The sequence below is a fragment of the Hydrotalea sp. GW822-HT8A01 genome, assembly GCF_058798575.1.
This window is the reverse complement of the sequence record NZ_CM179506.1, coordinates 3,165,068-3,177,042: the sequence shown is the minus strand read 5'-3', so window position 1 is coordinate 3,177,042 and position 11,975 is coordinate 3,165,068. Positions and strand designations below refer to the sequence as shown.

13 protein-coding genes are annotated in these 11,975 nt (G+C 37.4%); 1 reads left to right on the top strand and 12 read right to left on the bottom strand.

Annotation, left to right across the window (positions count from 1 at the left end; genetic code table 11):
* Positions 1 to 2: 2 nt before the first annotated feature.
* From AC3QLY_RS14110 to ychF, 3 genes are all read right to left on the bottom strand, one after another.
* The gene (locus AC3QLY_RS14110) at positions 3 to 872 is read right to left on the bottom strand and encodes a glutaminyl-peptide cyclotransferase (RefSeq protein WP_492989895.1); all 870 of its coding nucleotides are present in this window, start codon (positions 870 to 872) and stop codon (positions 3 to 5) included.
* A 49-nt stretch (positions 873 to 921) separates the two neighbouring features.
* Positions 922 to 2,064, bottom strand: coding sequence for an NAD(P)/FAD-dependent oxidoreductase (locus AC3QLY_RS14105; RefSeq protein WP_074420212.1), 1,143 nt, complete (start codon positions 2,062 to 2,064; stop codon positions 922 to 924).
* Positions 2,065 to 2,146: 82 nt separating this feature from the next.
* Complete coding sequence (gene ychF, locus AC3QLY_RS14100) at positions 2,147 to 3,250, bottom strand: redox-regulated ATPase YchF (protein ID WP_068241231.1); 1,104 nt, start codon at positions 3,248 to 3,250, stop codon at positions 2,147 to 2,149.
* 246 nt (positions 3,251 to 3,496) lie between these two features.
* On the opposite strand from ychF, the gene AC3QLY_RS14095 reads away from it, so the two are divergent.
* Positions 3,497 to 4,729, top strand: coding sequence for a nucleoside recognition domain-containing protein (locus AC3QLY_RS14095; RefSeq protein ID WP_074417924.1), 1,233 nt, complete (start codon positions 3,497 to 3,499; stop codon positions 4,727 to 4,729).
* 6 nt (positions 4,730 to 4,735) lie between these two features.
* On the opposite strand, the gene AC3QLY_RS14090 is transcribed toward AC3QLY_RS14095, so the two are convergent.
* The 9 genes from AC3QLY_RS14090 to AC3QLY_RS14050 all read right to left on the bottom strand — a co-directional run bounded on the left by AC3QLY_RS14090 (position 4,736) and on the right by AC3QLY_RS14050 (position 11,899).
* Positions 4,736 to 6,061 carry a hypothetical protein gene (locus tag AC3QLY_RS14090; RefSeq protein WP_074420211.1) on the bottom strand — a complete coding sequence of 442 codons (1,326 nt, stop codon included), beginning with the start codon at positions 6,059 to 6,061 and terminating at the stop codon, positions 4,736 to 4,738.
* A gap of 166 nt (positions 6,062 to 6,227) precedes the next feature.
* Positions 6,228 to 6,926 (bottom strand): SIR2 family NAD-dependent protein deacylase, encoded by a 699-nt coding sequence (locus tag AC3QLY_RS14085; protein ID WP_074417926.1) that lies wholly within the window; start codon positions 6,924 to 6,926, stop codon positions 6,228 to 6,230.
* 26 nt (positions 6,927 to 6,952) lie between these two features.
* Positions 6,953 to 7,372 carry an EVE domain-containing protein gene (locus AC3QLY_RS14080; protein WP_074417932.1) on the bottom strand — a complete coding sequence of 140 codons (420 nt, stop codon included), beginning with the start codon at positions 7,370 to 7,372 and terminating at the stop codon, positions 6,953 to 6,955.
* Between the two features lie 25 nt (positions 7,373 to 7,397).
* Positions 7,398 to 8,117 carry a (Fe-S)-binding protein gene (locus tag AC3QLY_RS14075; RefSeq protein ID WP_074420210.1) on the bottom strand — a complete coding sequence of 240 codons (720 nt, stop codon included), beginning with the start codon at positions 8,115 to 8,117 and terminating at the stop codon, positions 7,398 to 7,400.
* Between the two features lie 3 nt (positions 8,118 to 8,120).
* On the bottom strand, positions 8,121 to 8,630 hold the full coding sequence (gene ribH / locus AC3QLY_RS14070; protein WP_081298999.1) for a 6,7-dimethyl-8-ribityllumazine synthase: 510 nt from the start codon (positions 8,628 to 8,630) through the stop codon (positions 8,121 to 8,123).
* Positions 8,630 to 9,319, bottom strand: coding sequence for a tetratricopeptide repeat protein (locus AC3QLY_RS14065; RefSeq protein WP_492989894.1), 690 nt, complete (start codon positions 9,317 to 9,319; stop codon positions 8,630 to 8,632). Before AC3QLY_RS14065 ends, ribH begins: the two co-directional genes overlap by 1 nt.
* Before the next feature lie 47 nt (positions 9,320 to 9,366).
* On the bottom strand, positions 9,367 to 10,362 hold the full coding sequence (gene pdhA / locus AC3QLY_RS14060) for a pyruvate dehydrogenase (acetyl-transferring) E1 component subunit alpha (protein WP_068241218.1): 996 nt from the start codon (positions 10,360 to 10,362) through the stop codon (positions 9,367 to 9,369).
* A 141-nt stretch (positions 10,363 to 10,503) separates the two neighbouring features.
* Positions 10,504 to 11,727 (bottom strand): TCR/Tet family MFS transporter, encoded by a 1,224-nt coding sequence (locus AC3QLY_RS14055; RefSeq protein WP_075051499.1) that lies wholly within the window; start codon positions 11,725 to 11,727, stop codon positions 10,504 to 10,506.
* Between the two features lie 37 nt (positions 11,728 to 11,764).
* Entirely contained in the window at positions 11,765 to 11,899 is a 135-nt protein-coding gene (locus tag AC3QLY_RS14050) for a hypothetical protein (protein WP_262900152.1), read from the bottom strand.
* Positions 11,900 to 11,975 lie beyond the last annotated feature (76 nt).

Below are 11,975 nucleotides of genomic sequence, written 5' to 3'. Positions count from 1 at the left end.
TGTTATTGAATTTGGATGGCAAATAATTTTGGCCAGTATTTTCCTGTTATATAAAATGTTTTATTGGCATTATCGTATGCAATGCCATTCAGTACATCACGTTTTGAGGTTTCGGCAGGTGGGGCATAACGTTCCAACAATCCGTTTAAATTCAAAATACCCATTACCTTACCGGTTGCAGGATCAATTTTTACCAATTGGTCAAAATCCATGGTATATAAATTGGCATAAATAAAACCATCTACATATTCCAACTCATTAATGAAAACATCATGTCCGTTATAATCTTTTGGGACACCGGTAACAGACACGGTTTTTACAATATTAAAAGTTTCCGGATCGCGATAAATCAACTCATTACTGCCATTATCCATAATTAAATATTTTCCATCATTGGTCATACCCCAGCCTTCACCCTGATAAGTAAATTCTTTTAATTTTTTAAAAGTAGCGGCGTCATATACAAAACATTTTTGTTCTTTATAGGTAAGTTGATAAATTTTTCTATTCAATAATGTAATGCCTTCTCCAAAATATGCGGGTGCTAAAATAATTTTTTGTTCATCCATGCCTGTTGTAGTATTTATTTTTGCCAATTTACTTCTTCCTGCATAATCAGGGTCGCCGGTACTTTCGTACAAATAGCCTTTGTGAAACTCTAATCCTTCGGTAAAGGAAGTAGTATCATGCGGCAATACGCTAATGATTTTATAAGAAAGCGATGGAATGGAAGGAGTAGTGGGATAGGTATTTTCTTTCTCGTTGTTATTATGGCATGCTGTAAAAAACAGCAAAATACTAAACAATACAATATTGATTGGGCGCATCAACCGAATATTTTTTTTAAAAAAATTTTTTTCTGCAATGTTCATTGTAATGGTTTCGTTTTTTGAATAGAAAAGTATGTTGAATGGATTAGTTTCATTGTATTAATCTATCAGCAACCTCTTCGGCAATGATGGGTGTTAAAGCAACTCCCATACCATTGCAGGCAATGGCAGCTAAAATATTGGGTTCTATAAAATGAATGTAGGGTAAATGGTTGTCGGTAAAGCCCATAATACCACTCCATCTTTGTTCAATGGTATAATGAATGGAAGGGTGCAAATGTGTTTTCAAAAAATCTTCCAATGCAGTTTGTATGGTAGCAGAAGTAGTAAGTGAGGTAGTGGTTTCTTCTTCAAACGCTTTGTTTCTGGCACCTCCCAGCAAAATACGGTTGCCCAAATTGCGCCAATAGTAAAAACCTGCATCAAAATGAAATGTGCCGTGTAATGGCAAATTTTCGATGGGCGACGTGAGAATAATTTGACCCTTTCCGGGTGTTACGGGAATGGTTTGCCCGGTAAAAATGTTATTTGAAAATGCATTAGTACATAACACCACTTTTTCAGCGGTAAATACCAAATTTTGACGGGTATGTAACTGTACCCCATTGTTGTGTTGCAAACATTCAGTTACTTCAATACCACTTAATATTTGTACACCCAAGCTTATTGCTTCTGTTTGTAATGCCTGTACTAATTTACCGCTATGTAATCCGGCCTCCATTTTATTTTGAATCAGCGCATCAAAATGTTGTAAGCCTAAAGTGGAGAGTGCAGCATCATTTCTAATGAATGTGCGTTTCGTTCCTGTAATGGGCGCCAGTAATTTATTGAGATAGGCAATGCTATCTGCAATCGTATCTAATTTTAATTGATCATTAGTAATACATTCATAACCACCACAGGGATCGTATTCAATTTGATTTTTAGGAATATAATGTGTGATTTTTTCTATCCCTCTAAATCGCTTTTCTGTTATAGTTAACATGGCCGATTCTCCCAGTTTTTGTGCATCATGCAGTAATTCTGTTGGGCTGCCAAAGCAGGCAAAACCGGCATTTCGGGTAGAAGCACCTAGTGGGGTAATATTTTTTTCAAGTATGGTAACGCGTAAAGTACGTGCATTTTCTATCAATGCAATGGCGGTCCATAAACCCATTAATCCACCGCCCACAATAATTACATCCTGAGGTGCAAAAAAACTTTCTTTTTCCCAAATTGAAATATTTGCTTGCATTTATCAAATGTACAAAACATCACATCAAATACTTACATTTTAAGAAAGCATTTAGAAGTTGAATTGATGCTATTTCTAAGCGTTAAACATTAAACCTGAAGTGCATAATATCGCCATCTTTAACAATGTATTCTTTTCCTTCAATTCTTAGTTTGCCATTATCGCGGCAGGCGGCCTCACTACCATATTTTATGAAATCTTCATAAGCAATTACTTCCGCTTTAATAAAGCCTTTTTCAAAATCACTGTGTATAACACCGGCAGCTTGCGGTGCTTTCCAGCCCACATGTATGGTCCATGCTCTTACTTCCTGAACGCCAACCGTGAAATAAGTTTCCAGATTCAAAAGTTTATATACACTTTGAATTAATCGGTTTAGCGCCGGTTCTTTCATGTGGTATTCTTCCATAAATAATTGGCGGTCATCTGCCGATTCCATCGCTGCAATATCTGCTTCAATGGCATTATTCATAATAATCATCTGAGCACCCTCTTCATTGGCGGCTTTCAGTAAAATATCAGAATATTTATTGCCGGTATGCATACTGGCCTCGTCTACATTTGCTACATATAAAACTGGTTTGTCGGTTAGCAAAAACAAATCATCAATAGCTGTTTTTTCTTCTTTTGAAAGTTGTAATGAACGTATGCTTTTTCCTTGTTCCAAATGTGCTTTACATTGTAAAAGCGTTTTTAACTCTGCCTGCGCTTTGGTTTCGGAACCTACACGAGCCAACTTTTCCGTTTTCTGAATTTTTTTCTCTACACTTTCTAAATCTTTTAATTGTAGTTCTGTATCTATAATTTCTTTATCTGAAACAGGATTAATGGCGCCTTCTTCTCTCAAAACATTTTCATCTTCAAAACAACGGATAACGTGTATAATCGCATCTACTTCGCGAATATTGCCTAAAAATTTATTGCCCAGGCCTTCTCCTTTACTGGCACCTTTTACCAAACCTGCAATATCTACTATTTCTACCTGTGTGGGTACAATTCTATTGGGATTTACTAAAGCGGCCAAATGTTGTAAACGTTCATCGGGTACATCTACCAAACCTACATTGGGTTCAATGGTGCAAAACCTATAATTACTGGCCTGCGCCTTGGCACTGTTGGTAACGGCATTAAATAAAGTTGATTTTCCTACGTTGGGTAATCCTACAATTCCTGCTTGTAAAGCCATTGTTTTTTGTTTTAGTATAACTGTAACTAGCTCCCGAACAGGTTTAATTACAGCAAAGTAATTTGTTCTATTAAGCCGCAAAAGTAAGGTCTTATTCATATTTACAGAATGCTTATTTTCAATGAAAATTTGGAAGAGCCTATTTTAAACAAGTATTTGAAATTTTGATAAAAAGTTGGGATAATAGCACAGTTTAACTGTAAAATCAGGCTTTACATTCATTGATTGTATTAAAACCTTTATAAAATGGCGTTGAATATTGTATGGATTGCTTTTTTTCTGATTGCATTTGTAATTGCATTGTATAGATTTATTTTTTTACATGATACCGAAATTTTTAAAACATTGGTGGATGGAATGTTTGATACTGCCAAGGGTTCTGTAATTGATGTGGCATTTCCTCTGGCAGGAACCATGGTGTTTTTTTTAGGATTGATGAATATTGCAGAAAGGGCAGGTGCTATCCGATTTGTATCGAAAATATTAAATCCTTTTATGAAGCGCTTATTTCCCGGAGTGCCGGATGGGCACCCGGCAATGGGTGAGATGGTGATGAATTTTTCTGCCAATATGTTGGGGTTAGATAATGCTGCAACTCCTTTTGGGTTAAAAGCAATGGAAAGTTTGCAAACGCTAAACCCGGTAAAAGAAAAAGCCACCAATGCACAAATTATGTTTTTAGTGCTGCATACCAGCGGATTAACCATTATTCCTTTATCTATTCTTACCTATCGTTTGGCGGCAGGTTCGCATGAACCGGCCAGTGTATTTATACCTTGTGTATTGGCTACAGTTGTTGCAACAATGGCGTCTATTATTATTGTTGGGTTTTGGCAAAAACTAAAATGGGATATGGTTTTGGTAACGTGGCTGGCTTGCCTGCTGGCCATAATGGGTGCATTATTGTTTTGGGTAAATGGATTATCTGCGCCCGATAAAGCCGTTTTTAGTAAGGTATCGGGTAATTTATTGTTAATGCTGATTGTTGTACTGATTATTATTGGAGGCTTATGGAAAAAAATAAATGTATTTGATGCTTTTATTGATGGCGCAAAAAATGGATTTGATGTGGTGTTGAAAATTATTCCATATTTAGTGGGTATGTTGGTTGCAATACGGGTATTTAGAGATAGTGGTGCCTTAGGTTATTTGGTAGATGTGTTAACACACGGCATTCAATTATTGGGCATTAATGCCGATTTTACACCTGCTTTGCCCGTTGCCATTATGAAGCCATTTAGCGGCAGTGGTGCACGTGGATTAATGTTGGATGTAATGCAAACGCATGGTGCTGATTCTTTTGTGGGCAGAATGGCATCTACCTTTCAGGGATCAGCAGATACTACTTTTTACATAATAGCCCTGTATTTTGGAAGTGTGGGTATTAAAAAAGTACGTTATGCAATTTGGGCCGGCATGCTGGCTGATTTTATTGGTGTTATAGCAGCCATTATTATTGGATATATCTTTTTTAGATAATTATCACTACTGTACTGTAATTTCTTTGGTACCCAATATTGCGTAGGCTTTATCGCGGTATACAATTTGGTATTTGCCCGGATATAAATACAGGTAGTAAAAACCATTTTCTGCATTTACAAAAGTTTGGTCTGCAGGTATATAAATTCCCTCTTCTTTTTCGCCCCATTCGTTTTTATAAAATGCCTGAACAAAGAAGAGTGTTTTGTATGCGGGTGAAACAGGTATCTCTTTTCTGGTGTTATTAAAATTATACCAGGCAGGTCTGCCATCCTGGTATTTGGTAGGTGGGTGTACAACATACATATCATACACTCCCGAATCTAACAATTGTACCGGTATATTGTTACGCAAAGGAATTACCGTTTGTTTAATATTGTGTTGATGAACGAATGCAGCATAATACAAGCGGCCATAATCAGAATTACTACCCTCGGTCATTTCAGTCTGGTCAATACTCAAAGGTTTTATACCGGATAAATAGCGCAAATACACTGCCATGGGAATACTTTCACGATCCCATGCCAATTGAGCTGTGTGTTCATACCCGGCCAACACGACAATTTTTTCAGATGGATGTTTTTTCATAAATTGAGCTAAATGAACGGCCTGCATTGAATCACGCTGATTGTTGCTGAGCCGGTTGGCATTCTCATCTTCATAAGGCAATAATGTAAATCCCATTTGCAATGCTTTTCTCACCAATTCACCACAAACCGGCTCGGAAGTATAATATCCTGTTTGTACGGTAAGTTGTTTTAAAGATGCATTTTTATAAGGATTTAAAGTTTCCATAGCTAAGTATCTAAAACCCTGCTGATACAATCCTTCTAACAACACAATGGCAAAAGCTCTGTGCTGTGGTTTGCTATGCGATTCATTTATTAAAACAATGGAACGATTTCCTGCTTGCTTTAAAATAAATGGAATGGCGGGAACCATTTGAAGATTGTTCAATGCTTCCACCTTTTTTGTAACCGTGTTAATATAGCTGTCGGGCAGTGGTTCAGAAGCTTGTTCCTGATAATACAAAGCTGACTGATAATCACCTGCAAATGCCAAAGCCTGCGCTACATCTTCGTTATAGGCCGGTAAACCATGCGTGTCAATTAATTCATTTTTTAGTACAAAAGCTTTGTATAATGGTTTAAAATATTGGATGCGTCCTTTTTCTAACATCGATAAAAATGGGTTGGTTGTATCTGTTACCAATTGTTTATTTTGCTGAATAAAGTGTTCTAACTCCAGTAAAGATGCTGTTGCTTTTCTTTGTGCAAGCAGATTTCCGGTAACAAATACAAACAGTATGATGCTGAGAATGATTTTTTTCATGGATGATGCCTTAGATAATCAGAATGTTATTATTGATAATGTATTCTTCAGAATTGTTCAAATAAAAAATTGATATCGGCCGGATGTTATATGCAATGTTACAATCAATTTTATGTTTGTATACTGTTACCAACAGTTTTTAACAATTTAACCTGGCAAAACATACTTAGGAATCGCTAAGCGCCTCAAGTACGGCCGGCAAACTTTCAACACCTTTGGTAGCAGGCTGCTCAATTGTAATGATATTCTTTTTTGAAGGGAAAGGGGGTATATTTTTATCAATAATTACAATAGGTGTACCGGTCAAAACAAAGTTGATTAATCCTGCTGCCGGGTATACTTGTAAGGAAGTGCCAATAATGATCAATATATCTGCTGCGGCAACCCATTCTGCCGCTTTTCCCAGTAAGGGTACTTCTTCATTAAACCAAACAATAAATGGCCTGAGTTGTGTTCCATCTGGTGCAAGATCACCCAAATGAATATCACCATGAATGGGGTAGGTTAGGAAGGGGTTGGCAATGCTACGCATTTTAAAAATTTCGCCATGCAGGTGTAATACATTTTTACTTCCGGCTCGTTCGTGTAAATCATCAATATTTTGCGTAATAATCTGAACGGAATATTGTTCTTGCAACGATGCAAGGAAATAGTGTGCAGCATTGGGTTGTGCATTGGCCACATCTTTTCTTCGCTGGTTATAAAAATTGAGCACAAGCGCTGGATTTTTTGCAAACCCCTGTGGTGTGGCTACTTCGTTGATATCATAACCATTCCAAAGCCCATCAGCATCTCTGAAGGTTTTTAATCCACTTTCGGCACTAACACCGGCTCCGGTTAGTACAACAATATTAGGTTTAAGCATTATGAATAAATGTAAATGCGATACCGTTATTTTTTTAGTTTGGTTTCACTTAATTGCATAATGACCTTCCATTCTTCCGGTTTTACGGTTTGAACGGAAAGTCTACCCAAGCGAACCAAATCCATATTTGTTAAACGTTCATCTGCTTTTACCTGTGCAAGTGAAACCGGTTTTTTAAGTTTTTGAAAAGGTTTCAAATCAACCACTACCCATGCAGGTTCAGCAGTAGTGGGGTCCTGATAATATTCTTTAATTACCTGTGCAATTCCTACAATTTCCAAGCCTTCATTACTATGGTACCAAAGCACTAAATCACCTTTTTTCATGGCTTTTAAATTGTTACGGGCGCCATAATTACGCACGCCGTCCCAAAAGGTTTGTCCATCTTTTTCAAATTGTTCCCAACTGTATTTAAAAGGTTCTGATTTTACTAACCAGTATTGCATAATATCATTTTTTAACTGACTAAGTTTACCAACCGCTTGCCAGCACATCGGCCAAATGCATTACCTGAATGGGTTTTTGCTGATAGTTAATTATGCCCTGTAGGTGCATTAGGCAACTCATATCGGTGCTAATAATGTATTCAGCTTCTGTAGCAAGTGCATTGCTTATTTTTTGATCGCCCATAGCTGCGCTGATGGGTTCAAATTTTACGGCAAAGGTTCCGCCAAATCCGCAACAGGTTTCTACATCCTTCATTTCAACCAATTCTAATCTGGCTACCTGCTGCAATAATTTTCTGGGTTCCTGTTTCAATCCACATTCCCGAAGGGCTGCACAACTGTCGTGATACGTTGCTTTTGCAGGAAAACTGGCACCAAAAGATTCTATCTTTACAATATTTACCAAAAAATCACTAAACTCATACACTTTTTCAGTTAATGATTTTACCTCGTTGTGCATAGAAGTGTTTTCAAATAGTTTGGGATAGTAATTTTTTACAAAACCTATACAACTGGCGCTGGGTGCAACAACAAATTCATCTCCTGAAAAATCTTTGATAAATTTTGAACAAACTTCTTTTGATTCGCCCCAAAATCCGGCATTAAAAGCCGGTTGGCCGCAACAGGTTTGGTTGGTATTGTAATGAACCGTGCATCCTGCTTTTTGCAGTACTTTTACCATATTGAAACCAACCTGCGGATACAACTGGTCAATAAAACATGGTATAAACAATTGCACATTCATTTCCTAATACTTTATATCAAACTCAAACTGCTGGGCCTGAATCTTTCTGTTTAAATCAATCATTTTAATGGCTGTAATGGCCGCTTCTTCTCCTTTGTGGCCATGTATTCCGCCAATTCTTTCTTTGGCCTGTTGTTCATTTTCAACTGTTAGTACACCGAAAATTACCGGTTTTGCTAAACTCAAATTCAGTTGTAATATACCTTCGGTTACATACTTGCAAACATAATCGAAGTGTGGTGTATCGCCTCTTATTACCGTTCCCAATGCAATATAAGCATCGGGTATATTAACAGTAAAGTCGAAGTGTTGTTGAATAGCAAATGGGATTTCAATGGCGCCAGGTACCGTCATCACTTTATAACCAATATGATTGGCTTTTAAAATTTTGATACAACCTTTTTCCAATGCATCAACAATAGGTGCATTCCATTCGGTTTTAACCAATAATACAAAGGCATCCTTTATTACGGGGATGCCTTTATGTAATGTTGTATTTCCTTTTGCAGTCATTATTTTACGCTTAAATCATTTTTTTCGATGCTTAATCTATAAATGTATTTATCGGCCTGAAGGCCTTTATCGGTTTGCGGGTATTTTGATTTGATTTCTTTATAGAATTCAATGGCATCTTTCGTTTTACCTAATGTTTCGCTTAATAAACCTGCGCGGAACAGGTATTCAGAAGAGGAGAACGCATCTTTAGGGAAAGTGGTTCCGGCTTTTTTATAATCTTGAATGGCATCATCATTTTTTCCTAATTCAGCTTCAGCATCAGCCAATGCGCCATAGGCAGACATCTGAATTTGCAGGGCATCGGTTGAAAATTCTTTCAGGTATTTTACAGCATTTGCAAAATTGCCTAATTTAAGGTAACTGATACCTGCATAATATTTAGCTAAATTGGCTGATTTTGTACCATCATAGTTTTTAATGATATAAAGAACACCTTTGTTAAATCCGTCACCGTTTAATACCAGATTAGAAGAATCCTGTGCAAAATATTCCTGTGCTTTATAAATAGCTTCTGCTGCTTTTTCTTCTTTGGGTTTAACAATGTATTGATTGTATCCATACCATCCACCCGCCACAACAATAATTGCAATAACGGCAATGGTAATTTGTTTTGAATATTTATTCCAAAAATATTCAGCTTTTAATAATGGGTCTTTTTCAACGTGTGGGTGTGTATGTTCACTCATTACAATAGTGGGTTTAAGTGTTAAGTTGTACTGTGTTATTGTTTTAATTAATCAATATCAAAAACATAATTGTCGTTTACATATACATCTTTGTAAACTTCACTATCATCGGGGAATGGACTTTCTTCGGCAAATTGCACGGAGGCTTCAACAACCTGGGCAATTTTAGCATCAATGGCATCAATCTCTTCCTGTGTAGCAAATTTATTGGTTAAGATGGTTTGTAAAACCTTGTGAATGGGGTCCTGATTTTTGTATTCATCTACTTCTTCTTTGGTACGGTATTTCTGGGGGTCAGAAATAGAATGACCTTTGTAGCGATATGTTTTCATTTCTAACAAAGTAGGGCCACCGCCTTCACGGGCACGTTTTACGGCACGGGCTACGGCTTCGTGTACATCTTCCGGAATCATACCATCTACTTTATCGCCGGGCATATCATAACTATCTGCTAATTTATAAATGTCAACAACATTTGATGTGCGTTGAACAGAAGTGCCCATTGCATAGTTGTTGTTTTCACAAATAAAAATAACAGGCAATTTCCACAGCATAGCCAGATTAAATGTTTCATGTAAAATTCCCTGACGGGCAGCACCATCGCCAAAAAAACATAAGGCAACATTATTGGTGCCACGGTATTGTTCAGCAAAGGCTAGACCTGCACCGGTAGCAATTTGTGCACCTACAATGCCATGACCGCCATAAAATTTATGTTCAACACTAAAAAAGTGCATACTGCCACCTTTTCCTTTAGAACAACCGGTAGCTTTTCCATATAATTCCGCCATACAGGCATTGGGTGATACTCCTTTTGCTAATGCCCAGCCATGGTCTCTGTATCCGGTAATGAATGGATCATCGGGCGTAGTTGCTGTCATACAGCCGGCTGCAATAGCTTCTTGGCCTACATAGGCATGAAAAAAACCTCTGATTTTTCCGGCCATTTTATACATTTCTTCTGCTTTCAACTCAAACTGGCGAATCAATTGCATTAATTCGTACCAGTATAGGTATGTTTCTTTCGTAAATTTTGTTGCCACTGCTACTTAATTTTGAGGGGCAAATATAGTACTTAGAATGTAAATTACAGAGGGCAATATTTTAAGTGAATTTCAGTGAATGAAAGAGTCGCTCTATCTAAATTTTAGAAATGTATTTGTTACCGTGAGAGCACAAATATTTTATTGGTCTGTTTTTTCCGCTTTAAGTGTTCGATAAGCGAACGCTGTACTGATAAAAGTAAGTAAGGCGCCCAATAACATGGCTGCTCCCGGAAAATGCACCGGTGCTTTTGAGGAAGTGAAATAAGCGAAGATGTGTGTCATCATTAATGGGCCAATGATGGAAGTGGCGCTCATTAAACTGGTTAATGCTCCCTGCAATTCGCCTTGCTCGTTGGGTGGAACATGGTTTGAGATGATACCTTGTATAGATGGGCCGGCTATACCACCCAGCGCATAGGGTATCATAAATACAAACATCATCCAGGTAGTTGAGGCAAATGCAAACAAAAGAAAACCTACTGCATATAAACTTAATCCAATGTATATGCTTTTCTCCTGACCTAATCTGGGTATAATGGAACGTATTAAAACACCCTGCACAATGCCAACAATTAACCCGATGAAACCGAGAGAATAGCCAACCATTCGTTCATCCCAGCCAAACTTACTCATGGTATAATAGCTCCAGCAACTTTGTACAGCATGGCCGGCAATGTACAACAATGTAATGGAGAAAACCAAACCGGAAATAACCGGATATTTTTTTAATTGAACCAGTGAACCCAAAGGATTGGCGCGTTTCCATTCAAATTTTCGGCGGTTTTCGGCAGGCAATGATTCAGGAAGAATAAAATAGCCATATAGCCAGTTAACAAAAGCCAGAACAGCTGCTGCGAAAAAAGGTACTCTTGGTCCGTAATGACCTAAAATACCACCTAAAACAGGTCCTATGATAAAACCTAAGCCAAATGCTGCACCAATCATTCCAAAGTTTTGCGCTCTTTTTTCAGGAGTACTGATATCGGCAATATAAGCAGATGCTGTGGTAAAACTACCCCCGGTTATGCCTGCAATAAACCTGCCCACAAATAACCAGAATATATTGGGTGCAAAGCCTTGTAACAAATAATCCATTCCAAAACCAAAAAGAGAAAATAATAAAATACGACGCCTGCCATATCTGTCACTTAAATTGCCTAGAATGGGGGCAAAAATGAATTGCATCACAGCATATACAAACAATAACCAGCCACCGTAATTCGATGCCTGGCTTAAATTACCATGAATAAGTTGCTCAATGAGCTTGGGCAATACGGGAATAATGATGCCAAAACCGGTAACATCTATTAATAATGTAATAAAAATAAAACCCAATGCCGCCTGCTTTTTGTCTTTTGCCATGAAGTGAAAATGTGGCAGCAAAATAACAGTAAATTATCTATCCTGAATCAATCTTTTTTAATAGATTGGAATAGGCTTGTTTTGCTGATGCCTGCAATACATCCGAAATATTGGTATACTCGGTTAATTTTTCTTCAAGCAATGCAGCAAAAGCTTGCAGATATAAAATCATATCCGATTTGTTGTTTTTTTTGAGCCATCTGAAATCCTCCCGGTAAGTTAGTTGGTCGGAATAAAACAAATTTAAA